Here is a 22,270-nt window from a genome sequence, read left to right as displayed (position 1 = left end):
CGTACGCTTGTGCCATGCATGACGTGGTCGTGATCGGGGCGGGACTCGCGGGACTGCGCTGCGCGGGGCTGCTCGCCGAACGAGGGCTCGACGTGGTCGTGATCGAGGCGGGCGACGCCGTCGGCGGACGCCAGCGCACCGACCTCGTCGACGGCTTCCGACTGGATCGCGGATTCCAGGTGCTCAATCCGGCATACCCGGCGCTTCGACGAAGCGTCGACCTGGACGCGCTGGCGATGGGCAGCTTCCCCGTCGGCGTGCGGGTGCGTACCGACGACGGGATCGCGGAGCTGCGGCATCCGGTGCGGCATCCGCTCTCGATCCCGGCCACGCTACGCAGCGGCCTGGTGAGCGGGTCGGATGCTGTCGCGCTGGCGCGCTGGGCGGCACCCGCGCTCGTGCTCCCTCTCTCGCGCCTCGCGGACGGCGACGTCTCCCTCAGCGACGGCTGGGATGCCGCGGGACTGCGCGGCCCTCTGCGCACCGCCGTGCTCGAACCGTTCCTCGCCGGCGTGCTGGCGGAGGATCGCGGTGCGACGTCGAACGCGTTCGCCCAGCTGCTCGTGCGGTACTTCGCTCTCGGCCGACCCGGACTCCCCGCGCAGGGCATCGCCGCGGTGCCCGCCCAGCTCGCCGCACGAGCGGGATCCGCCGGCGCCGAGATCCGCCTCCTCTCCCGCGCGGAGCGGATCTCGACGTCCGACGAGGGTGTCGAGGTCGGCGTCGCGGGCCACGACGCCGTGCGCGCAGCCCGCATCGTCATCGCTGTCGGGGCGGATGCCCTGGCCGACCTCACCGATCTGCGCCGCCCGGCGACGAACGGCCTGCAGACGTGGTGGTTCGCGGTGGACGAGCCGCCGACCCGCTCCGCGCTGCTCACGGTCGACGGTCGTCGGCGAGGTTCCGTCGTGAACACCGTCGTGATGTCGCACACGGTGCCGTCGTACGCACCGGTCGGGCAGCACCTCGTCGCAGCCACGTGCCTGCTGCCCCGCGACGGCGACGCCCCGGTCGAGGGCGAGGTGCGCCGTCACCTCGGAGAGATCTGGGGTGCCGACGTGAGCGACTGGGCCCTGCTGCGGCGCGACGACATCGCCGACGCCCTCCCTGCCCAGCCCGCGCCGTTGCGCCCTGCTCGCGCGCCGCGGCACGCGGAGCGGGTCTATCTCGCCGGCGACCACCGCGACACGGCCTCGATCCAGGGCGCCCTCGCCTCCGGCGAGCGCGTTGCAGGCGCCGTCCTCGCTGACACGGCGTCGTAGGGCACCCACGGCCAGCCCGGCCACTCTCGCCCCGGATTCCGCACAGGGGTTGCATCCTGCGATCGAAAGGACTAAAACATAGACCATTAGCCCATTGCTCAGAGGATGATACGCATGGATGCTTCGACAACGACGTCGCACGGCTCAGCGCAGACACCGGATCGCACCCTTCGAGGAAACCTCGGAGCGGTCTCCGTCACGTTCATGGTGATCGCGGCCGCCGCGCCGCTCACGGTGGTCGGCGGCCTGGTCCCCATCGGCTACCTGGTCGGGAACGGGATCGGATTCCCGGTGATGTTCCTCGTGGCCACGGTCATCCTGCTGCTCTTCTCCGTCGGCCTCACCGCGATGAGCCGGTACCTCCCCCGTGCAGGCTCCTTCTTCGTCTTCACCACTCACGGACTCGGCCGCACCCCGGGGCTCGCCACCGCCTATCTGGCCCTCGTCTGCTACACGACAGTGCAGATCGCGGTGTTCTCCTACCTCGGCGCCACGATCAGCTCGAGCGTCGTCCTCCTCGGCGGGCCGGATATCCCCTGGTGGCTGCTCACACTGATCACCGTGGCGATCGTGGGCGCCCTCGGCTACCGCCGGATCGAACTGAGCTCACGCGTGCTCGTCGTCGTCCTGATCGCCGAGATCGGCATCGTCGTCCTGCTGGGGATCGTCATCCTGGTCACCGGCGGTGCGGACGGCGTGACCTACAGATCCTTCCTGCTCGAGAACGTGCTCTCGGGAGCCCCCGCCCTCGGTCTCATGTTCGCGATCGCGAGCTTCATCGGCTTCGAATCCACCGTCGTCTACCGCGACGAGGTGCGGATGCCGGAGCGCACCATCCCGCGGGCGACCTACGCCTCGGCGATCGTCATCGGGGTGTTCTACGCCTTCGCCGCCTGGGCGGTCGTCGTCGGCGTCGGCGAGGGAGCCATCATCGACGAGGCAGCCGCCGACCCCACGACCCTGATCGCGAGGGTCACCGAGCAGTACCTCGGCCCGGTCGGTGCCATCGCCGTCGCCGTCCTGTTCCTCGGGAGCATGTTCGCCGCCGTGCTGTCGCTGCACAACGTGCTGACCCGATATCACCATGCGATGGCCAACGCCAGGGCGCTGCCCCACGCCGTCGGCGCCGTCCACGCCCGCCACGGATCACCGCACGTGGCCTCGATCGTGCAGGTGTCGACGACCGGGATCGCGGTCGCCGTGCTCGCCCTCCTCGGGTTCGCACCCGAGAACATCTTCGCCTGGTTCGCCGGTATCGGAACTCTCGCGATCGTCATCCTCATGGCCGTCACCTGCCTCGCCGTCATCGTGTACTTCGCGAGGACCCGCCGACTGCGCAGCCCCTGGCACACCGTGATCGCTCCCGCGCTGGGCCTGATCGGGCTCACGGTCTCGGCCGCACTCATCGCGATGAACTTCCCCCTGCTGGTGAGCGACGTCGACGCCGAGGGCAACCCCGCGTGGGGCCCCGTCAGCATCACGCTGGTCGCCGTCGTCGTGCTCGCCCCGGTCATCGGGCTCGTGCAGGCCGCGGTCATGCGCGCGACGAGACCAGACGCCTACGCCCGGATCATGCAGCGCTTCGATGAGAACGCCTGATCTCCACTCCCCGCTCCGCGCACGAAGGATGGACACCATCAGCACACCCGCCCCACCCCGTCCCCTCATCGGCGTCTCCGGCCGCCGCCTTCGCGGCGCCGCGATCGGCGCCCCGTTCGGATTCGCCGATGCGCCGCTGGAGGCCTATCTCAGCGAGTACGCGACCTCGGTCATCCGTGCCGGGGGCCTGCCCGTGCACCTTCCGATGGATGCCGCACCCACCGAGCTCGTCGAGCGACTGGACGGGCTCGTGATCGTCGGAGGCGACGACGTCGACCCCCGCCGCTACGGCCGCACCCCGGGTCCGTTCACCATGGCCGTCGACCCTCAGCGGGATGACTTCGAGACCGCGCTGATCGAGGCGGCGATCGACGGCGCGGTCCCCCTCCTCGGGGTCTGCCGAGGCGCCCAGCTCCTCAACGTCGTGTGCGGCGGCACGCTCCACCCGCACCTGGCGCACGGCGAGGGCGAGTCCCACGGGTCGTACGCGTACCCCCGCGCCCACCGTGTGCACGACGTCCGCACCGCACCCGACAGCATCGTACGGACGGTCTACGGCGAGACCACACGGGTCAACTCGTTCCATCACCAGGCGGTCGATGCGCCGGGGCGCGGAGTGATCGTGACGGGGTGGGCCCCCGACGGGATCGTCGAGGCCATCGAGCTCGAGGGACTGCCCATCGTCGGCGTGCAATGGCACCCCGAGGTCTTCCACACCGATCCCCTCTTCCGCTGGGTGGTCGATCAGGCCGCCGCCCGCGCGTCGCTCCCGACGCCCGCAACTCGGATCGTCGCCTAGACACCGCCGGACGACACCACCTCACGACGACACCACGTCACGACATCACCTCGCGACATCACTCACAGGGAGAAGCAGATGCGACACGCAGACAAGAACGCGTTCATCACCGGAGCAGGATCCGGCATCGGACGGGAGACGGCCCTCCGCCTCGCGAGCGAGGGCGCACGCGTCCTCGTCACCGACGTCTCCGCCGAAGGAGCGGCCGAGACCGTGCGGCTGATCGAAGCGACCGGCGGCACCGCCGTCGCGGCATCCGTCGACGTGCGATCGCGCGACCAGATCCGCGCGGCCGTCGACCTGGCACGCGAGCAGTGGGGCGCCCTCCACCTCTTGATCAACAACGCAGGGGTGGTGACGGAGCACTCGTTCGCGACCCTCACCGAAGACGCGTGGGACTTCGTCTTCGACATCAACCTCAAGGGCCAGTTCCTCGTCGCGCAGGAGGTCGCGCCGCTCATCGCCGACTCCGGCGGCGGGGCGATCGTCAACCTCTCGACGGTCGAGGCGCTCGTCGTCGTCACGAGCACGGGTACCGCACAACCCCACTACAACGCGAGCAAGGCCGGAGTGCCGATGCTCACCAAAGCCCTCGCCGTCGAGCTCGCCGCGAAGAACATCCGCGTCAACTGCGTCGCCCCCGGTCCCATCGCCACCGACTTCTTCGACTACGAGGCCGTCACCAGCGAGGAGGGCCTCGAATTCATGAAGCAGCGGCTGCTCGTCCCCCGCGTCGGACTCCCGTCCGACATCGCATCAGCCGTATCGTGGCTGCTCAGCGACGAGGCGTCATGGATCGACGGCATCCATCTGCCCGTAGACGGAGGGTGGCTGACACGATGATCGATGATGTGCGCCTGGCGCCGGACGAACTGGAGGCCGCCGGCATCCGCACCGTGATCGTCGCGACCCCCGACCTGCAGGGCAGGCTCGTCGGACGCCGCATTCCGGTCGAGGGCTTCGGCCGCGTCGTCGAGAACGGTGTCGACATCTGCACGTGCGCATGGTCGTGGGACATCGAGCAGGGACTCGAGCTCATCGACGCCAACCGGTTCGCCCTGTGCGGGATGCACAACGGCGTGCCAGACGTCACCCTGATCCCCGACCTCGACACGCTCCGTCCCGCCGCATGGCTGGAGGGCGTGGCCATCTGCCTCGCCGACCCGGTCGACGTGCGTTCGCACGAGCCGCAGGCGATCTCACCCCGCGTGCTCCTGAAGCAGGAGCTGGCGCGTCTCCGCGAGAGAGGGCTCACCCCGCTCGCGGGCACCGAGCTCGAGTTCTACCTGTTCCGCAACGATCCGAGGGAGCTCCGCCGCTCCGGGTTCCGCGACCTCGACCCGACGACGCTCACACCGTCGGACTTCATGATCCACGAGGGCAACCTCTACGAGCCGTTCTTCCAGAAGCTCCGCTCCGACCTTCGCGCGAGCGGCATCCTCGTCGAGACGGCGCAGAGCGAATGGGGGCTCGGCCAGTGGGAGATGACCTTCGAGTACGGCGACCCGCTCGAGATGGCCGACCGGCACGCGCTCTACAAGCTGGCCGTCCGCGACACCGCGGCGCGTGCGGGCATGTCGGCCACGTTCATGGCCCGGCCGCTCAACGACCAGCCGGGATCCTCGTGTCACGTGCACCTCTCGTTCGTCGACGCCCAGGGTACGGCCGTGTTCTGGGACGAGGCCGCGCCCGACCACCTGAGCCCGCGGATGCGATCCGCGATCGCGGGCGCGCTGGAGCACGCCCCTGCACTGATGGCCTGGTACGCGCCGACCGTCAACGCCTATCGGCGCAGCAACTCCTCCGACGTGGCAGGCAGCGGGCGCACCTGGGGCTTCGACAACCGCACGACGACCGTCCGGGTCGTCGGCCACTCCCCCCGTGCGCTCCGGTTCGAGTTCCGGCTGCCCGGCGCCGACACCAACCCGTATCTCACCCTGACCGGGCTGCTGGCGTCGGCGCGCGACGGCATGGATCAGGATGCCGTCCTCGCAGCCCCCGTGACCGGCAGCGCGTACGACCTCCCCGGCGACGGCGCCATGCCGGGCGATCCGCACCAGGCGAGCCGCCTGTTCGGCGAGAGCGCGCTCGTGCGGGAGCTGCTCGATCCGTCGATCATCGCTCACCAGCAGATCCTGCTCGAACACGAGTGGGCAACCTTCATGTCGCGGGTCACCGACTGGGACCTGCAGCGCTACTTCGATCGGATCTGAGATGACCTACCCCGCTCTGCGGACCTGGATCGGCGGCGTCGCCGAGGAGAGCTCCGAGACCGACGGCACCTGGCTGCACGACCCGAACACGGGAGAAGCGCTCGCCGCCTCCGCGTCGAGCTCCCTCGACCAGGTGGACCGCGCCGTGGCCGCCGCGCACGGCGCGCATGACGACGGACGCTGGCGGGGCCTCGCACCCGAGCGGCGAGCGGACAGACTGATCGCGCTCGCCGACTGGCTCGACGGACGCGCGGAGGAGGTCGCACGCCTCGACGCCCTCAACAGCGGGGTGCCGATCTCGGTCACGCGTCTGTTCGGCGGCGCGAACGGAGCCACGCTCCGGGATGCCGCGCGTCGGGCTGTCGCGATCGGCGACGTGCGCGACCTCCCCTCGGATCAGGGCGGAGTGCGCCTGCACCGCGTACCGTGGGGTCCGACCGCGCTCATCCTGCCGTGGAACGCGCCGTCGGCGATGGCCGTCAAGAAGACCGCGTTCGCGCTCGCGGCAGGGGCGACCGTGGTGCTCAAGCCGTCGTCGTTCTCCCCGTGGAGCGCTCAGCTGCTGCTGGAGGGCGCACGTGCCGTCGGCATCCCCGAGGGGGTGGTGGGTCTGGTCCAGGGCGGCGGAGCAGTGGGCCGCGCCCTCGTGGCGGACGAGCGCATCGCGGCCATCTCGATGACCGGATCCACGCCGACCGGGCGCGCGATCGCCGCGACCGCCGCCCCGCGCTTCGCTCGGCTGCAACTGGAACTGGGCTCGAACAACCCGGCGGTCGTACGCGCCGATGCCGACCTCGCGAAGACCGCGACGGCGCTCGCCGACGGCGTGCTGAAGCTGTCGGGCCAGTGGTGCGAGGCACCCCGGCGCGTGCTCGTCGACCGGGCGCGGCGGGAGGAGCTCGCGCGTCTGCTGATCGCCGAGTTCCGTCGCCGGACGATCGGATCCAGCCTCGACGACGCGACCGACGTTGGTCCTGTCGCGTTCGCCGCCCGCCGAGACGAGCTCGTCGCCCAGCGGGATCTCCTCGCGCAGCAGGGGGCCGAGGTGCTCCGCGTCGACCGCGTCTCCGACAAGGGGTGGTTCTTCGAGCCGACGGTCGCCGTGCTCGACGGCCCGGGTCTCGCCGAAGAGGTCTTCGGACCCATGATCCTCGTCGGCGGATACTCCGACGAGGAGGAGGCGGTGGCGCTCGCCAACACCGGACAGGTCGGCCTCGCCGGGTACGTGTTCAGCGCGGATCGCGAGGCGGCGGAGGCGCTCGGCAGCCGACTCGTCGCCGGCGAGGTGAAGATCAACGGCACCAGCGTGCTCGACATGTCGCCGGACTCCGCGCAGAGCTTCTTCGGCGCGAGCGGCCTCGGCGGTCACGGCGACGACGATGTGCTTGACTTCTTCGTGGGGAAGCGGATCGTGGGCTGCGACCGCCCCGGCCTTCCCCTCTGACCGGAGGACGACGGATGAGTGAGCGTGACGACGCGCCGCACGACTTCTCGCGTGTCGTGCTCCAGCCCGTCTCCGGCTATCAGGCCGTCGCAGGCTTCCTCCGGCGCGAGATGGCGCTCGGTCGCATCCGTCCCGGAGATCGGCTGCCACCCGAGCGCCGCCTCGCGGAACAGCTCGGCGTCTCCCGCGAGACGCTGCGTCAGGCTCTGCGGATTCTGGAGGGCAGCGGCCAGATCGTGATCTCGCGCGGCGCGTCCGGCGGGGCGTTCGTGCAGGATGCCGCGCTCGACCCCCGTCTCATCCGCGAGGAGGTGCGTACGCGCTCGGGCGAGATCGGAGAGCTCACCGAGTTCCGCGCGATCGTCGAATCCGGCGGAGCAGCGCTCGCCGCCGCGCGCCGCAGCGAGGCCGATCTGGAGGCGATGGAGCAGGCGCAGCGCGACCTCGCGGCCGCCGACACCAAAGCGGGCTCGCGGATCGCGGACACCGACTTCCACATCGCCCTCGCCGAGGCCTCGGGCAACTCCTTCGTGAGGGATGCCGTCGAAGAGGCGCGCGTGCGGATGTTCGAGCCCGTCGACCTCATGAGCTTCGACTTCGTGAAGGAATCGAGCTGGCACGCGCACCAGCGGATCCTGGATGCCGTGCGGCGAGGCGATGCCGCGGCGGCGGACGCCGCGATGCGCGCGCACCTGCAGACCACGCACGAGGAGTTCACGCGCGTCGTCGAGAACTGAGCGGCGCCGAGAACTGAGCGGCGCCGAGCGCCACGCGTGCTGTCAGGCGGCGATCAACCGCGGAGCCACCCGGGACACGCGGTCGCGCAGATCCTCGACGGCCCGGTCGAAGGCCGCCTCGGTCCCGGTGATCGCGGGGTCCGGGATCGACCAGTGGGCGTCGTCACGGCCGGAGAGCTTCTCGTGGGCGCGATCGCACACGCTGATGAGGTAGTCACCGCTCTGGACGACCTCGTCCAGCGTCTTCGGCCGGGCATCACGGACGAGGTCGAAGCCGTGCCGGCGAGCAGCAGCCAGTGCGCCGGGGTTCACCGCGGAGCCGGGATCCGTGCCCGCGGACAGCACCGGGATCTCGCTCACCGTCGACCACAGCGCTTCGGCCAGCTGCGAGCGTGCGGAATTCGCCGTGCAGACGAAGATGACCTTGCCGCGCACATGCACGGGAGCCGGCTCCATCGACTGGAACACCTCGGGAAGGAATCTCAGGTAGCTCCTCCGTCGATCGCCCTCGGACCTGGTGCGACGCACGATCCCCTGGTCCTCCAGGACTCCCAGGTGGAAGGCGACGAGGTTGGACGCCATCCCCAGCTGAGCGGAGATCTCGCTCGGGGACAGGTCGCCGACGGTCAGGAGGTCGACGACGCGCAGCCGGTTGGGATCGGCGAGGGCGGCGAAAGCATCCGATCGCCGTTGCAGATCGGTCATTATGCACCACCCCGGGAGCGGGCGCCAGCCCATGCCGGGATGCCCGATTACTCAATACAGTTTGAGCGAACGTCGCACCCGCGACAGCTCACTGTTAGGTCAACCTAACACAGAGCCATGACTCTCAAGGAGGATCAGCATGGGCATCGGAAGCGGAATCGCTCTGTTCGTGATCGGCGCCATCCTGGCGTTCGCAGTGAACGTGGACCTGGGCGGAGTCGTCAACCTCGATCTCATCGGCTACATCCTGATGGCGGCCGGTGTCGTGGTGTTCCTCATCAGCCTCGTGCTGGTGATGCGCCGTCGTTCGACCGTCTCGACGGCCCGCACCGCTGTCGACCCCGCCACGGGCGAGCGCGTGACGACCCGTCGCACGAGCGACAACGGCGACCCGATCGTCTGACGGGCATGACCGACCTCCTGCGAGCAGGTCTCCCTGAGACGGGCGGGCTGCTCGCGGGACGGTACCGCCTGATCCGACGCATCGGATCGGGCGGAATGGCGAGGGTCTATCGCGCTCGCGACGAGATCCTCGGCCGAGACGTGGCCGTGAAGCTCTTCTCGATCGACCCGACCGACCACGTCGCCTCGCAGCGGCGAAGCGCCGAAGCACTGGCGCTTGCCGCGCTCGACCACCCGTCGCTGGTGACCCTCTACGACGCGCACATCGGCGCCACGGACCATGCGTTCCTCGTGATGGAGCTCGTGGCAGGGCCGACTCTCCGCGAGCGGATGGACCAGGGCCCCCTCGACGGCCCGGAGATGGCGGGATGGCTGAGCCAGATCGCAGCCGGACTCGCCGCGGTCCACGCCGCGGGGATCGTCCACCGAGACATCAAACCGGCCAACGTCCTGCTGAGACCGACCGAAGACGCCGCGGCGCCCTTCGAGGCGGTCCTGGCCGACTTCGGCATCGCGCACCTCGTCGACGCGGCACGACTCACGGCACCCGGCGCGATCATGGGCACCGCCGCCTACCTGGCACCGGAACAGGTCCGCGGAGAGACGACCGGGCCTGCCTCCGACGTGTACTCGCTCGGGCTCGTCGTCCTCGAAGCGCTCACGCAGAAACACCCGTTCGACACCGACTCCCTGCAGAACACCATCGTCGGCCGGCTCTCGTCGCCCCCGGCCATTCCCGGCGCGCTCGGCTACGGGTGGAAGTCGTTGATGAGCGCGATGACCACGATCGATCCTTCCGCGAGGCTGTCTGCGTCTGAGGTCGCCGACCGGGCATCCGACCTCGGAACGGCGACGACGCGACCGGGGCCCCTGCGCCGCGACCGGCGACCACGCCTTCCCGCGTCTCATCTTGCGGCGACGACCGCCCCCGACCTCGCGCGACTGCTGCGCTCCGCGGAGGTACCAGACGAACCGGTCGTGGCACCCGATGCCGAGAGGGCGAACCGCCTCCATCGCGCCATCGTCGTCGCGCTCGTCGTCGCTGCCGCGATCATGTTCGGCAGCATACTGCTCATCACCGCGCTGAGCTCCGCCGCGGGCGCCGAGTACACGGGAGACGGCTCTCCCGCGACCGTGACGTGGACAAGCCCCCGCCTGCATCCTCATGACTGAGGAGCGGGCGAGGGCTTGAGCACTCTGCGGCGATGCCCCCGCTACCGGGGGCGGTCGTGGGTCAGAAGTCCCAGTCCTCGTCTTCCGTGGCCTCGGCCTTGCCGATCACGTACGACGAGCCCGACCCCGAGAAGAAGTCGTGGTTCTCGTCGGCGTTCGGCGAGAGCGCCGACAGGATCGCCGGGTTCACGTTCGTCACCGTCGAGGGGAACATCGCCTCGTAGCCGAGGTTCATGAGCGCCTTGTTGGCGTTGTAGTGCAGGAACTTCTTGACGTCCTCGGTCAGGCCGACTCCGTCGTAGAGGTCCTGCGTGTACTGCACCTCGTTGTCGTACAGCTCGTAGAGCAGCGAGAACGTGTAGTCCTTGAGCTCGTCACGACGCTGCTGCGTGGCCGTCTCCAGACCCCGCTGGAACTTGTAGCCGATGTAGTAGCCGTGCACCGCCTCGTCACGGATGATGAGGCGGATCAGGTCGGCCGTGTTCGTGAGCTTCGCCTTCGACGACCAGTAGATCGGCAGGTAGAAGCCCGAGTAGAACAGGAACGACTCGAGCAGGGTCGAGGCCACCTTGCGCTTGAGCGGGTCGTCGCCCTGGTAGTAGTCCATGATGATCTGAGCCTTCTTCTGAAGGTTCGGGTTCTCGGTGGACCACCGGAACGCCTCATCGATCTCCTTGGTCGACGCGAGCGTCGAGAAGATCGAGGAGTAGCTCTTCGCGTGCACCGACTCCATGAACGCGATGTTCGTGTAGACGGCCTCCTCGTGCGGTGTGATCGCATCGGGGATGAGCGACACGGCGCCGACGGTGCCCTGGATCGTGTCGAGCAGCGTCAGACCGGTGAAGACGCGCATCGTGAGCAGCTGCTCGTCAGGGGTGAGCGTGTTCCACGACTGCACGTCGTTCGACAGCGGCACCTTCTCGGGCAGCCAGAAGTTGTTCACCAGACGGTTCCAGACCTCGAGGTCCTTGTCGTCCTGGATCCGGTTCCAGTTGATCGCCTGCACGCTGTCGACGAGCTTGAGCGGGGGGTGGGGGGTCATGTTCGTTCCTTGTTCCTGGTCGCTGTCGACGGGTCAGAGCATGCAGGAGACGCACTCGGTCATGTCGGTGCCCTCGAGCGCCAGCTGACGGAGACGGATGTAGTAGATCGTCTTGATGCCCTTGCGCCATGCGTAGATCTGCGCCTTGTTGATGTCGCGCGTGGTGGCGGTGTCCTTGAAGAACAGCGTCAGCGACAGGCCCTGGTCGACGTGCTGCGTGGCCGCGGCGTACGTGTCGATGACCTTCTCGTAGCCGATCTCGTACGCGTCCTGGTAGTACTCCAGATTGTCGTTCGTCATGAACGCAGCCGGGTAGTACACACGACCGAGCTTGCCTTCCTTGCGGATCTCGATCTTCGACGCGATCGGGTGGATCGACGACGTCGAGTTGTTGATGTACGAGATCGAGCCGGTCGGCGGCACGGCCTGCAGGTTCTGATTGTAGATGCCGTGCTTCTGGATGCTCTCCTTCAGCTCGACCCAGTCCTGCTGCGTCGGGATGTGCTTGCCCGCGAAGAGCTCCTTGACCTTGTCGGTCGCCGGCACCCACGCCTGATCGATGTACTTGTCGAAGAACTCGCCCGACGCGTACGTCGAGTCCTCGAACCCGTCGAACGTCTGCTTGCGCTCGATCGCGAGGTTGTTCGAGGCGCGCAGTGCGTGGAACAGCACCGTGTAGAAGTAGATGTTCGTGAAGTCGACACCCTCCTCCGAGCCGTAGTAGACGTGCTCGCGGGCGAGGTAGCCGTGCAGGTTCATCTGGCCGAGACCGATCGCGTGGGAGCGGTCGTTGCCGTCTTCGATCGAGCGCACCGAGCCGATGTGGCTCTGGTCGCTCACCGCGGTGAGCGCGCGGATCGCTGTCTCGACCGTCTGGCCGAGGTCGTCGGCATCCATCGACAGCGCGATGTTCATCGAGCCGAGGTTGCAGGAGATGTCCTTGCCGATCTGGTCGTACGACAGGTCGTCGTTGTACGTCGTCGGCGTGTTCACCTGCAGGATCTCGCTGCAGAGGTTCGACATGTTGATGCGACCCTTGATCGGGTTCGCCTTGTTCACCGTGTCCTCGAACATGACGTACGGGTAGCCGGACTCGAACTGGATCTCGGCGACGGTCTGGAAGAACTCGCGCGCGTTGATCTTCGTCTTCTTGATGCGCGGGTCGTCGACCATCTCGCGGTACTTCTCGGTGACCGAGATGTCGCCGAACGGGACGCCGTAGACCTTCTCGACGTCGTACGGCGAGAAGAGGTACATGTCCTCGCCGTTCTTCGCGAGCTCGAACGTGATGTCGGGAACCACGACGCCGAGCGACAGCGTCTTGATGCGGATCTTCTCGTCGGCGTTCTCGCGCTTGGTGTCGAGGAAGCGCATGATGTCGGGGTGGTGGGCGTTGAGGTACACCGCACCGGCGCCCTGACGCGCGCCGAGCTGGTTGGCGTAGCTGAAGCTGTCTTCGAGGAGCTTCATCACGGGGATGATGCCGGACGACTGGTTCTCGATCTGCTTGATCGGGGCGCCCGACTCGCGGATGTTCGAGAGCAGGAGCGCCACGCCGCCGCCGCGCTTCGACAGCTGCAGGGCGGAGTTGATGCCGCGGGCGATCGACTCCATGTTGTCTTCGATGCGCAGCAGGAAGCAGCTGACCAGCTCGCCGCGCTGCGCCTTGCCCGCGTTGAGGAAGGTGGGGGTGGCCGGCTGGAAGCGACCGGAGATGATCTCCTCGACGAGGTTGACGGCGAGCTTCTCGTCGCCGTCGGCCAGGCCGAGGGCCGTCATCACGACGCGGTCCTCGAACCGCTCGAGGTAGCGCTTGCCGTCGAACGTCTTGAGCGTGTAGCTGGTGTAGTACTTGAACGCCCCGAGGAACGTCTCGAAGCGGAACTTCTTCGAGTAGGCGAGGTCGTTGAGCTTCTGGATGAAGTCGAACGAGTACTTGTCGATGACGGAGCCCTCGTAGTACTCCTTCTCGACGAGGTAGTCGAGCCGCTCCTTGAGGGAGTGGAAGAACACCGTGTTCTGGTTGACGTGCTGGAGGAAGTACTCCCGCGCCGCCCGCTTGTCGGCGTCGAACTGGATCTTCCCGTTCGCGTCGTAGAGATTCAGCATCGCGTTGAGGGCGTGGTAGTCCAGCCCCTCGTACGCGGGGTTCACCTTGAACGCCGCGGTCTCCGTCACTGCGCCGTGTCCTGCATGCTCTTCCACTGCGATACCCACCGTCGTTCCAATCCGTCGCTCACGCGATCAACGTCGTCCTGTGTGCCGAAGATCTCTAGCCGGTACAAGTGAGGCACGTGGCACTTGCGGCTGATGATGTCGCCGGCGAGGCAGAAGGCGTCGCCGAAGTTGGTGTTTCCTGCGGAGATGACTCCGCGGATGTGACGTCGGTTGCGTTCGTCGTTGAGGAACCGGATCACCTGTTTGGGAACGGCTCCCCGCTCGACTCCCCTCCCCTCACCCCCGCCGTAGGTGGGGGTGACCAGCACGAAGGGCTCGTCGATGACGAGGCCCTCCTCCTGCCGGTGGAGAGGGATGCGCCGGGCGGGGAGACCCAGCTTCTCGATGAAGCGCGCGGTGTTGCCCGACACGCTGGAGAAGTAGACCAGGAGCGGCGCAGCGGTCGCGACGGCGCTCATGGTGTGTCAGGCCAGGCGCGAGGCGAGCTCGTCGATCTTGTCGGGACGGAAGCCCGACCAGTGGTCCTCGTCGGTGACGACGACGGGAGCCTGCATGTAGCCGAGCGACTTGACCTGCTCGAGGGCTGCCGGGTCTTCCGACAGGTCGTGGATCTCGTACTCGATACCCTTCGCATCGAGCGCGCGGTAAGTCGCGTTGCACTGGACGCAGGACGGCTTGGTGTAGACCGTGATCGACATCTTTTTCGGCTTCCCCTCAAATCTCTGGCCTGTGGTGATCAGGCGTTTGTCCGGTAGACCCTCACCGGGAACTCAATACTACATATAGGGACGGACATTCAGAGCGACCACAAGGGGTAGTAGTTACATCCGTGTAGTTTTCCACCGCTCTCCACTGATACAACACAGGTTCTCCACCGTTTCTTCCACAGGCGGAGGGCCGTCGGCGGAGGTCGCGAACCGCGGGAAATCGCGGCTGGGAGGACCCTGGGAGTCATCCATCCACAGGGGGCACGATACGACCGACCACCGACATCCGATTTTCTGTGGAAAGTGCTGTTCGGCGTGTCGCGGCGTGTCGCCGATCGGCCGACCTCACGAGGGTCGCCCCGGTGCCGGTAGCGTTGTCGGGTGGCGGGATATCAGGACCTTCTTCGCACGCCCGGAGTGGCGCGCATGATCGCGGCGCAGCTGACCGCGCGCTTCCCCAGCGGCATGACCTCCCTGGCGATCCTCCTGCACGTCGAGCAGCAGACCGGTTCGTACGGATCCGCGGGCCTCGTGCTCGCCGCGACGAGCGTCGGGCAGGCCGTCGCCGGACCCATCACGAGCCGATGGATGGGTGTCTGGGGCATGCGCCGCGTGCTCACCCTCACGAGCGCCGTGTGCGTGCTGGCCGTGCTCGCACTCGCGCTGCTGCCGCTCAACGTCCCCGGCTACATGGCGTTCGGCATGGTCGCCGGCCTCGCGACCCCTCCCATTCAGGCCGCCGTCCGCACGATCTACCCCAAGCTCGTGAACTCGTCGCAGCTCACGCCGCTGTTCTCCCTCGACGCCTCGCTGCAGGAGATCATCTGGATCCTGGCGCCCGTCGTCATCACGCTGGTCTCGACCCAGGTGGGCACGATGGAGGGACTGCTGCTCGTCGCCGTCATCCTCGTCGGCGGCGCGGCGTGGTTCATCCTCTCCCCCGAGGTCGGCCGGGTGCGCATCCCCCGCAGCCGCAACGCCCTCGGCAAGGTCGTGCTCAAGCCCCCCGTGCTCCTCGCCACGGTCGTCGGCTTCCTCCTCATCGGGGCCTGCGCCGCCGTCGAGGTCGGGGTCGTCGCCACGTTCGAGCACGGGAGCCTCGCGGCCGGACTCGTCCTTGCGGTGTTCTCGGTCGGCAGCCTGGCCGGCGGACTCGCGTTCGGGCATATCCCGATCGGCCCCTGGGCCATGGCCCGCCGGCTGCTGATCGTCACCGTCGGCCTCGCCCTGACGATGATCTCGCTCAACGTCTTCTGGCTGGGCGGCACCCTCATCGTCGCGGGAATCGGGATCGCCCCCGCACTCGCCGTGCTCTTCGCGATCACGTCGGCGAGCGTCAAGTTCAGCGAGACAGCGGAGGCGTTCGGCTGGACAGGCACCGGCCAGCTGATCGGGGCCGCCGCCGGATCCGCCGTGGCCGGCTTCCTCGTCGACGCGACCGACCCTCGTGGCGCCTACCTCGCCGCGACGATCTTCGCCGCGGTCGGCCTCATCGTCTCCGTCGTCTTCGTCCGCTCCTTCCCCGACCTGCGTCACCGCGACGCGAGCCCCCATCCCGACACCGAACCCCTGGCGGTCACACCCTCATGAGCACAGCAATCCCCTCCTCGCACCCGAACGATGCGGAGACCCCCGTCGAGGTCGTCTGCGTGGGCGAGTCCATGGGGCTCGTCACCGCCATCGGCGCTCCCCTCGTCGAGACCGAGACCGCGGCGTTCGGCATCGCAGGCGCCGAGGGCAACGTCGCCGTGGGCCTCGTCGCGGCCGGCCACCGGGCCGCCTGGGCGTCTCGTCTCGGCGCCGACCCGTTCGGCGAGCGCATCGCCGCCGAGCTCTCCGGCCGCGGCGTCGACCTGTGGGTGACGACCGACGAGACCACCCCGACCGGCGTGATGTTCAAGGACCCCGGCGTCGAATCGTCGTCGGTCTACTACTACCGCCGCGGGTCAGCAGCCTCTCTCATGGACCGGGGCTTCCTCGACGCCGACGCCCTCGCCGGGGTGCGCATCGTGCACACGACGGGCATCACGCCCGCGCTCTCCGCCACGTGCCGCCACATGGTCGACCAGCTGTACGTCGACGCCCGCGCGGCCGGAGCCGTGGTCTCGTTCGACGTCAACGACCGCCGCGCCCTGTGGAGCAAGGAGGACGCAGCGCAGACGCTCGCCCGTCTCGCCGATTCCGCGGACATCGCGTTCGTCGGCCGCGACGAGGCGGAGCGCATCTGGGGCACCGCGAAGGCATCCGACATCCGCGCATACCTCCCGCAGTGCGGACTGCTCGTCGTGAAGGACGGCGACGTGGGCGCCACCGCGTTCTCCGGCGACGACGAGCCGGTGTTCGTGCCCGCTCCGCGCGTCGAGGTCGTCGAGCCGGTCGGAGCGGGCGACGCGTTCGCCTCGGGGTTCCTGGCGGCGACGCTCGAGGGCGCCGACCTGGCGGAGCGCCTGTCCGCGGGGCACACGGCAGCGGCCCGCGTGCTCACGACGCACGGAGACCTGCCACCCCTCGACTGAGCGCCCGGCGCAGGCGCACCGGACCGGCTGTCGGACGGCGGTCGTAGGCTGAGAGCATGGCCTCGCCGCTCACCCTCCCCCGCCTCTGCTGGGGCGATCCGTCGTCCGCCCGCCGCGCCCTGCTCGTGCACGGCCTCGGCTCATCGGGAGCGCTGATGTGGCGTCTCGGCGATGCCCTGGCCGCAGCCGGATGGCACGCGACCGCGATCGACCTGCGCGGCCACGGCGACGCTCCCCGCGCCCTCGACTACTCGGTGCAGGCGTACGGCGCCGATCTCGTCTCGACCCTGCCCACGGGCGGCGGGCGATGGGATGCCGTGGTCGGCCACTCGCTCGGCGGAGCCGCGAGCACGGTCGCCGCGGCATCCTCTCCCGAGTGGACCGCGCGACTGGTGCTGCTCGACCCGGCCATCCTCGTCGACGGCCGCGATGCGGCGATCGTGCGGAAGAGCCAGGAACGGGCGTTCGCCGACAACCGGATCGAGCTCGTCCGCCAGGAGCACCCGCACTGGCATCCGCAGGACTGGGAGCTCAAAATCGACGCCGTGCGACGCACGAGCGCCTGGGCCGTCGAGCAGACCAGCGTGCAGAACACCCCGTGGGACGTCACGGCCGACGCCGCGCGGCTGACCGTGCCGACGCACGTGATCGGCTCCGACCCCGACGTCTACAGCATCTTCACCGGTGAGGTCGCGCGGTCGGTGCTCGCTGCGAACCCCCTCATCACGATGTCCGTCGTCGAAGGCGCGGGCCACTCGCTCCACCGCGACAGGCCGGAGGACTCGATCCGTCAGCTGAAGGAGGCCCTCGCATGAGCGCATTCGACCCGTCGACCCATCTGCCCGACGACCTGCTCGACCGCATCCGCGAACGAGCGCCGCTGCACGACCGCGACAACACCTTCCCCCAGCAGGACCTCGACGAGCTCCGCGACGCCGGATACCTCTCGATCCTCGTGCCCGCCGAGCGGGGCGGCGCCGGCCTCGGGCTGGCCGAGGCCGCCGTCCTGCAGCAGCGCCTGGCCACGGCGGCACCGGCGACCGCTCTCGCGATCAACATGCACCTCGTCTGGACCGGCGTCGCGAAGGTCTTCAGCGATCGAGGCGTCCCAGGCCTGGAGTTCGTGCAGGACGGTGCTGTCGCCGGCGAGGTCTTCGCCTTCGGCATCAGCGAGGGCGGCAACGACCTCGTGCTCTTCGGGAGCGACACGGATGCCGTGCCCACCGGCGACGGCGGGTACGCGTTCACCGGCACCAAGATCTTCACCTCGCTCGCCCCGGTGTGGACGCGGCTGGGCCTGCACGGCCTCGACACCACGAGCGAGGACGCACCGAAGCTCGTCTTCGCGTTCGTCGAGCGCAGCGACGCGGTCGTCACGAGCGACGACTGGGACACCCTGGGCATGCGCGGCACGCAGAGCAGGACGACGCGCCTGGACGGAGCGATCGCGGATGCCGCGCACGTGGTGCGCCGCATCGACGCGGGACCGACCCCCGATCCCATCGTGTTCGGCATCTTCTCGGTGTTCGAGATCCTCCTCGCCTCCGTCTACACGGGTATCGCCCGCCGCGCGCTGGACCTCGCGGTGCAGACCGCGCGGACGCGACGGTCGAAGCGCACCGGCACCTCGTACAGCCAGGATCCCGACATCCGCTGGCGCGTCGCCGACATGGGTCTCGCCTACGACGCTCTGCCCCCGCAGATCGCCGCACTCGCCCGCGACGTCGACGAGCGGACCGACCACGGTGCCCGCTGGTTCACCCTCCTGTCCGGTCTCAAGCACCGCGCCGTCACGACCGCGAAGCACGTCGTCGACCAGGCGATGCTCGTGGCAGGCGGCGGCTCGTACTTCTCCGCCAACGAGCTCTCGCGCCTGTACCGCGACGTGCTCGCCGGCGCCTTCCACCCCTCCGACCCCGAATCCGCGCACTCGACCGCGGCGACGGCCTGGCTCGGCCCCGTGGAGTCCTGACCTCTGACGGAGCTATTTCGCACTCCCTGCGACACGGATCTGCGGAATCGGTTGCCGAGAGCCGATCTCAGTGCGAGGATCGCATCATGCCGTCCTCGAAGAAACATCCCACCCTCGACGATGTCTCCAAGACGATCATCGAACTGCTGCAGGAGGACGGACGCCGCTCCTACTCCGACATCGGCCGCGCCGTCGGACTCAGCGAGGCCGCCGTACGCCAGCGCGTGCAGCGCCTCACCGAGGCCGGCGTCATGCAGATCGTCGCCGTGACCGACCCGATGCAGCTCGGCTTCCGCCGCCAGGCGATGATCGGCATCCGCGTCTCCGGCGACACCCGCGTCGTCGCCGAGGAGATCGCGGCGATCCAGGCCATCGACTACGTCGTGATCACGGTCGGAGCCTTCGACATCCTCGCCGAGGTCGTCTGCGAGGACGACGAAGACCTGCTCGCCCTGATCAACGACAGCATCCGTCCGATCGACGGCGTCCTGTCGACCGAGACCTTCATCTACGCCAAGCTGCAGAAGCAGCTCTACAACTGGGGGACCAGATGAGCACGCACCGCACCACCCCGTCCGAGCCCGAGCTCCAGGCGATGGCCAAGGACCACCTGTGGATGCACTTCACCCGGCAGTCCACGATGGAGAAGTCGGGTGTGCCGATCATCGTCAAGGGCGAGGGGCACCGCATCTGGGACGCGAAGGGCAAGGAGTACATCGACGGCCTCGCCGGGCTGTTCGTCGTGAACGCCGGCCACGGTCGGCGCCGTCTCGCCGAGGCCGCGGCGGCCCAGGCATCCGAGCTCTCCTTCTTCCCGCTGTGGTCGTACGCGCACCCGGCCGCGATCGAGCTCGCCGACCGGCTCGCCGACGAGGCGCCCGGCGACCTCAACCGCGTGTTCTTCTCGACCGGCGGCGGAGAGGCCGTCGAAACGGCCTTCAAGCTCGCCAAGCACTACTGGAAGCTGCAGGGCAAGCCCGCCAAGCACAAGGTCATCTCGCGCGCCGTCGCCTACCACGGCACCCCCCAGGGCGCCCTCGCGATCACCGGCATCCCCGCCATGAAGGCCATGTTCGAACCCGTGACCCCCGGTGGCTTCCGCGTGCCGAACACGAACTTCTACCGCGCGGAGGAGATGGGCGGCCCCGGGGACGACCTCGAGGCGTTCGGCCTGTGGGCCGCGAACCGCATCGAGGAGATGATCCTGTTCGAGGGTCCGGAGACCGTCGCGGCCGTCTTCCTCGAACCGGTGCAGAACTCCGGCGGCTGCTTCCCACCGCCTCCCGGATACTTCGCCCGCGTGCGCGAGATCTGCGACAAGTACGACGTGCTGCTCGTATCGGACGAGGTCATCTGCGCGTTCGGCCGCCTCGGGCACACGTTCGCCTGCACCGGTCTCGGATACGTGCCAGACATGATCACCTGCGCGAAGGGCATGACCAGCGGCTACTCCCCGATCGGCGCGACGATCGTCAGCGACCGGATCTACGAGCCCTTCTCGCACGGCGACCTCTCGTTCCCGCACGGCTACACGTTCGGCGGACACCCCGTGTCGGCCGCCGTCGCACTCGAGAACCTCGCCATCTTCGACGAGGAGGGTCTGAACGCGCACGTGCGGGAGAACTCGCCCCTGTTCCGCGCCGAGCTCGAGACGCTGCTCGATCTGCCGCTCGTCGGCGACGTGCGCGGGGACGGATACTTCTTCGGCATCGAGCTGGTGAAGGACAAGGCGACCAAGGAGACGTTCGACGACGACGAGTCCGAGCGGCTGCTGCGCGGGTTCCTGTCGTCGGCGCTCTTCGACGCCGGCCTGTACTGCCGCGCCGACGACCGCGGCGACCCCGTCATCCAGCTCGCTCCGCCGCTCACGATCGGACCCGCGGAGTTCCGCGAGATCGGACAGATCCTGCGCGGTGTGCTGACGGAGGCCCAGGGCGTGCTCTAGCGCGCCCGGATCAGCCCCGCGGCGCGGTGCGCCGCCGTGCGAGCAGCGCGAGGTGCAGCGCGGCCAGGGTCTCCCCGTCGTCGAGGTCGGCGTTCAGCAGATCGCCGATGAGCGTGAGCCGCTGATAGAACACCGACCGGGACAGGTGGCTCGCCGCAGCCGCGGCCGAACGATTTCCCGGGTGGGCGAGCAGCGCTGCCAGCACGTCGAGCAGGTCGCCGCGCCGCTCCTCGTCGTAGCGGATCAGCGGCGACAGCATCCGCTCGCTGTGCTCGTGCAGGCGTCGATCGTCACGCAGCGTCACCACGAGCCGTTCGAGCGGTCGGTCGCCCACCCGCCGCACACGAGCGCCGCCGCCCGACCCCTCGCTGTCGGCGAGGTCGCGGGCCGCGCGGAGGGACGAGAGCAGGCCGGGCACGTCCTCGGCGACCGGCCCCGCGAACACCGGACGGCCGGGACCGGCGATGCGCAGCAGGGTCGCGTCGTCGAGCTCTGCGGATGCCGGCGCTGACAGCAGCGCGACGTCGTGGTCGCCGGCGCGGGCCGCGACGACCGCGAGCCCCGCCTGCCTGGCGCGGTAGGCGAGCCCCGCGATCGAGTCGGATCCCCCGACCACGATGCCGTGGCACCGCCGCCCCCGCAACTCGAATCCCCCGGCCCCGAGCCGCGCGGCGATGTCATCGGCATCCGCGAACCGGGCTCCGAGCAGATCGTCGATCACGCTGCGCTGAGCGAGCAGCGACCACTCGACATCGCCCCCGTCGGCGAGGCAGCCGAACGCGAGCGCCGTCGCCCCCTGCTCGAGCACCGTGAGCCGACCGGCAGCCGGCTCCGCGCCCGGGAGCGCGAGCAGCGTGCCCCACCGGGTGCCCCGCGCCTGCACCGGCACGCGGTCCGCCCGCTCCCGTCCGTCCAGCGCCTCGGCCACCCTTCGCCCGAGGTACTCGCCCGCGATCAGCTCGCCAGCACGGTTCTCGAGCATCACCGGGGCGCCGATCGCCCGCGCGGTCTCGGCGACGACGACGTCGGCCGGTGCGCCCTGCAGGCTCAGCCCCGTGAAGAGCTCGTGCAGGTGCCGTCGCTCCTCCAGCGCGGCCGTCTGCGCGGCGATGAGCGCGTGGTGCACGGCCTCGGTGACCGTGACGAACTTCACCTCGCGGGTGAGGGCGACGAGTGCGAGGCCCTCCCTCGCGCACACCTCGGCCACTGCCGCGGGGACCTCGGGGTGCCGGTCGCCCAGTTCGAGGACGATCCCGGCGAGGCCGACCTCGTGCAGGCGCACGGCGAACTCGCGCAGCATCCGGTCGTCGTCCGGCCACGCCGCCCCCGTCGTGAGCAGGAGCTCCCCTCCGTCGAGGAGGCGCGCGACACCCGTGCTGTCGGAGACGTGCACCCAGCGCACCACGGCCTCGAGGGCCGCGCCGCCGACGATGACCTCCGGCGCACCGCGCTGCAGCGCGGCACTGGTCAGGACGTCGGCCACCGTGAGGAAACCAGATGCGGCCGGACGCTCTGTCCGATTCTCGGAGAAGTCATGACGATCTGACACCGGTATCACCCGCCGATCTCTGTGAGC

21 protein-coding genes are annotated in these 22,270 nt (G+C 69.1%); 15 read left to right on the top strand and 6 right to left on the bottom strand.

Annotated elements, in window-relative coordinates; all coding sequences use genetic code 11:
• The first annotated feature begins 14 nt into the window (after positions 1-14).
• The 7 genes from MRBLWO14_RS14625 (at position 15) to MRBLWO14_RS14595 (ending at position 8,054) form a co-directional block, all read left to right on the top strand.
• Positions 15-1,262 (top strand): NAD(P)/FAD-dependent oxidoreductase, encoded by a 1,248-nt coding sequence (locus MRBLWO14_RS14625; protein WP_341933841.1) that lies wholly within the window; start codon positions 15-17, stop codon positions 1,260-1,262.
• Between the two features lie 114 nt (positions 1,263-1,376).
• A complete protein-coding gene (locus MRBLWO14_RS14620) occupies positions 1,377-2,861 on the top strand; it encodes an APC family permease (RefSeq protein ID WP_341933840.1) in 1,485 nt (494 codons plus the stop codon).
• 28 nt (positions 2,862-2,889) lie between these two features.
• Positions 2,890-3,660, top strand: coding sequence for a gamma-glutamyl-gamma-aminobutyrate hydrolase family protein (locus MRBLWO14_RS14615; protein ID WP_341933839.1), 771 nt, complete (start codon positions 2,890-2,892; stop codon positions 3,658-3,660).
• A 78-nt stretch (positions 3,661-3,738) separates the two neighbouring features.
• Entirely contained in the window at positions 3,739-4,503 is a 765-nt protein-coding gene (locus tag MRBLWO14_RS14610; protein WP_341933838.1) for a glucose 1-dehydrogenase, read from the top strand.
• Positions 4,488-5,873, top strand: coding sequence for a glutamine synthetase family protein (locus tag MRBLWO14_RS14605; RefSeq protein ID WP_341933837.1), 1,386 nt, complete (start codon positions 4,488-4,490; stop codon positions 5,871-5,873). The genes MRBLWO14_RS14610 and MRBLWO14_RS14605 overlap by 16 nt, the downstream gene beginning before the upstream one ends.
• A 1-nt stretch (position 5,874) precedes the next feature.
• Positions 5,875-7,317 (top strand): aldehyde dehydrogenase family protein, encoded by a 1,443-nt coding sequence (locus MRBLWO14_RS14600; protein ID WP_341933836.1) that lies wholly within the window; start codon positions 5,875-5,877, stop codon positions 7,315-7,317.
• Positions 7,318-7,331: 14 nt separating this feature from the next.
• Positions 7,332-8,054, top strand: coding sequence for an FCD domain-containing protein (locus tag MRBLWO14_RS14595; RefSeq protein ID WP_341933835.1), 723 nt, complete (start codon positions 7,332-7,334; stop codon positions 8,052-8,054).
• Between the two features lie 42 nt (positions 8,055-8,096).
• Here MRBLWO14_RS14595 and MRBLWO14_RS14590 read toward each other — a convergent pair whose 3' ends face one another.
• On the bottom strand, positions 8,097-8,759 hold the full coding sequence (locus MRBLWO14_RS14590) for a helix-turn-helix domain-containing protein (protein WP_341933834.1): 663 nt from the start codon (positions 8,757-8,759) through the stop codon (positions 8,097-8,099).
• Positions 8,760-8,898: 139 nt separating this feature from the next.
• Between MRBLWO14_RS14590 and MRBLWO14_RS14585 the strand changes: the two genes are divergently transcribed.
• Together MRBLWO14_RS14585 and MRBLWO14_RS14580 are read left to right on the top strand one after the other, a co-directional pair.
• Positions 8,899-9,162 (top strand): DUF6458 family protein, encoded by a 264-nt coding sequence (locus tag MRBLWO14_RS14585; protein WP_341933833.1) that lies wholly within the window; start codon positions 8,899-8,901, stop codon positions 9,160-9,162.
• Positions 9,163-9,167: 5 nt separating this feature from the next.
• A complete protein-coding gene (locus MRBLWO14_RS14580; RefSeq protein ID WP_341933832.1) occupies positions 9,168-10,334 on the top strand; it encodes a serine/threonine-protein kinase in 1,167 nt (388 codons plus the stop codon).
• A gap of 61 nt (positions 10,335-10,395) precedes the next feature.
• On the opposite strand, the gene nrdF is transcribed toward MRBLWO14_RS14580, so the two are convergent.
• From nrdF to nrdH, 4 genes are read right to left on the bottom strand one after another with little or no spacing between them, the layout of a single operon-like run.
• The gene (gene nrdF / locus MRBLWO14_RS14575; protein WP_251587263.1) at positions 10,396-11,376 is read right to left on the bottom strand and encodes a class 1b ribonucleoside-diphosphate reductase subunit beta; all 981 of its coding nucleotides are present in this window, start codon (positions 11,374-11,376) and stop codon (positions 10,396-10,398) included.
• 33 nt (positions 11,377-11,409) lie between these two features.
• Entirely contained in the window at positions 11,410-13,554 is a 2,145-nt protein-coding gene (gene nrdE, locus MRBLWO14_RS14570; protein WP_341933831.1) for a class 1b ribonucleoside-diphosphate reductase subunit alpha, read from the bottom strand.
• Positions 13,551-14,012: a class Ib ribonucleoside-diphosphate reductase assembly flavoprotein NrdI gene (gene nrdI / locus MRBLWO14_RS14565; protein WP_251587260.1), complete on the bottom strand. Its 462-nt coding sequence runs from the start codon at positions 14,010-14,012 to the stop codon at positions 13,551-13,553. Before nrdI ends, nrdE begins: the two co-directional genes overlap by 4 nt.
• A 6-nt stretch (positions 14,013-14,018) precedes the next feature.
• Positions 14,019-14,252 (bottom strand): glutaredoxin-like protein NrdH, encoded by a 234-nt coding sequence (nrdH, locus tag MRBLWO14_RS14560; RefSeq protein ID WP_067118559.1) that lies wholly within the window; start codon positions 14,250-14,252, stop codon positions 14,019-14,021.
• A gap of 390 nt (positions 14,253-14,642) precedes the next feature.
• Here nrdH and MRBLWO14_RS14555 point away from each other — a divergent pair, with 390 nt between their 5' ends.
• From MRBLWO14_RS14555 to MRBLWO14_RS14530, 6 genes are all read left to right on the top strand, one after another.
• Positions 14,643-15,851 carry an MFS transporter gene (locus MRBLWO14_RS14555; RefSeq protein WP_341933830.1) on the top strand — a complete coding sequence of 403 codons (1,209 nt, stop codon included), beginning with the start codon at positions 14,643-14,645 and terminating at the stop codon, positions 15,849-15,851.
• On the top strand, positions 15,848-16,777 hold the full coding sequence (locus MRBLWO14_RS14550; RefSeq protein ID WP_341933829.1) for a sugar kinase: 930 nt from the start codon (positions 15,848-15,850) through the stop codon (positions 16,775-16,777). The genes MRBLWO14_RS14555 and MRBLWO14_RS14550 overlap by 4 nt, the downstream gene beginning before the upstream one ends.
• A 56-nt stretch (positions 16,778-16,833) precedes the next feature.
• Positions 16,834-17,592 carry an alpha/beta hydrolase gene (locus MRBLWO14_RS14545; protein ID WP_341933828.1) on the top strand — a complete coding sequence of 253 codons (759 nt, stop codon included), beginning with the start codon at positions 16,834-16,836 and terminating at the stop codon, positions 17,590-17,592.
• A complete protein-coding gene (locus tag MRBLWO14_RS14540) occupies positions 17,589-18,749 on the top strand; it encodes an acyl-CoA dehydrogenase family protein (RefSeq protein WP_341933827.1) in 1,161 nt (386 codons plus the stop codon). Before MRBLWO14_RS14545 ends, MRBLWO14_RS14540 begins: the two co-directional genes overlap by 4 nt.
• Before the next feature lie 86 nt (positions 18,750-18,835).
• The gene (locus MRBLWO14_RS14535) at positions 18,836-19,303 is read left to right on the top strand and encodes an Lrp/AsnC family transcriptional regulator (RefSeq protein WP_096713803.1); all 468 of its coding nucleotides are present in this window, start codon (positions 18,836-18,838) and stop codon (positions 19,301-19,303) included.
• Positions 19,300-20,694, top strand: a complete 1,395-nt coding sequence (locus MRBLWO14_RS14530) for an aspartate aminotransferase family protein (protein WP_341933826.1) — start codon at positions 19,300-19,302, stop codon at positions 20,692-20,694. The genes MRBLWO14_RS14535 and MRBLWO14_RS14530 overlap by 4 nt, the downstream gene beginning before the upstream one ends.
• Positions 20,695-20,704: 10 nt before the next feature.
• Here the strand turns inward: MRBLWO14_RS14530 and MRBLWO14_RS14525 are convergent, their stop codons facing one another.
• Complete coding sequence (locus tag MRBLWO14_RS14525; protein WP_341933825.1) at positions 20,705-22,177, bottom strand: PucR family transcriptional regulator ligand-binding domain-containing protein; 1,473 nt, start codon at positions 22,175-22,177, stop codon at positions 20,705-20,707.
• Positions 22,178-22,270 lie beyond the last annotated feature (93 nt).

The sequence above is a fragment of the Microbacterium sp. LWO14-1.2 genome (assembly GCF_038397715.1).
Taxonomy (GTDB): domain Bacteria; phylum Actinomycetota; class Actinomycetes; order Actinomycetales; family Microbacteriaceae; genus Microbacterium.
Note: the sequence above shows the minus strand (reverse complement) of the source record. Positions and strands in the feature narration are given on the sequence as shown.

Coding starts and splice junctions, on each gene's coding strand:
- MRBLWO14_RS14625 (WP_341933841.1), top strand. CDS start 15: ATGCATGACGTGGTCGTGATCGGGGCGGGACTCGCGGGACTGCGCTGC.
- MRBLWO14_RS14620 (WP_341933840.1), top strand. CDS start 1,377: ATGGATGCTTCGACAACGACGTCGCACGGCTCAGCGCAGACACCGGAT.
- MRBLWO14_RS14615 (WP_341933839.1), top strand. CDS start 2,890: ATGGACACCATCAGCACACCCGCCCCACCCCGTCCCCTCATCGGCGTC.
- MRBLWO14_RS14610 (WP_341933838.1), top strand. CDS start 3,739: ATGCGACACGCAGACAAGAACGCGTTCATCACCGGAGCAGGATCCGGC.
- MRBLWO14_RS14600 (WP_341933836.1), top strand. CDS start 5,875: ATGACCTACCCCGCTCTGCGGACCTGGATCGGCGGCGTCGCCGAGGAG.
- MRBLWO14_RS14595 (WP_341933835.1), top strand. CDS start 7,332: ATGAGTGAGCGTGACGACGCGCCGCACGACTTCTCGCGTGTCGTGCTC.
- MRBLWO14_RS14590 (WP_341933834.1), bottom strand. CDS start 8,759: ATGACCGATCTGCAACGGCGATCGGATGCTTTCGCCGCCCTCGCCGAT.
- MRBLWO14_RS14585 (WP_341933833.1), top strand. CDS start 8,899: ATGGGCATCGGAAGCGGAATCGCTCTGTTCGTGATCGGCGCCATCCTG.
- MRBLWO14_RS14580 (WP_341933832.1), top strand. CDS start 9,168: ATGACCGACCTCCTGCGAGCAGGTCTCCCTGAGACGGGCGGGCTGCTC.
- nrdF (WP_251587263.1), bottom strand. CDS start 11,376: ATGACCCCCCACCCCCCGCTCAAGCTCGTCGACAGCGTGCAGGCGATC.
- nrdI (WP_251587260.1), bottom strand. CDS start 14,012: ATGAGCGCCGTCGCGACCGCTGCGCCGCTCCTGGTCTACTTCTCCAGC.
- nrdH (WP_067118559.1), bottom strand. CDS start 14,252: ATGTCGATCACGGTCTACACCAAGCCGTCCTGCGTCCAGTGCAACGCG.
- MRBLWO14_RS14550 (WP_341933829.1), top strand. CDS start 15,848: ATGAGCACAGCAATCCCCTCCTCGCACCCGAACGATGCGGAGACCCCC.
- MRBLWO14_RS14545 (WP_341933828.1), top strand. CDS start 16,834: ATGGCCTCGCCGCTCACCCTCCCCCGCCTCTGCTGGGGCGATCCGTCG.
- MRBLWO14_RS14540 (WP_341933827.1), top strand. CDS start 17,589: ATGAGCGCATTCGACCCGTCGACCCATCTGCCCGACGACCTGCTCGAC.
- MRBLWO14_RS14535 (WP_096713803.1), top strand. CDS start 18,836: ATGCCGTCCTCGAAGAAACATCCCACCCTCGACGATGTCTCCAAGACG.
- MRBLWO14_RS14530 (WP_341933826.1), top strand. CDS start 19,300: ATGAGCACGCACCGCACCACCCCGTCCGAGCCCGAGCTCCAGGCGATG.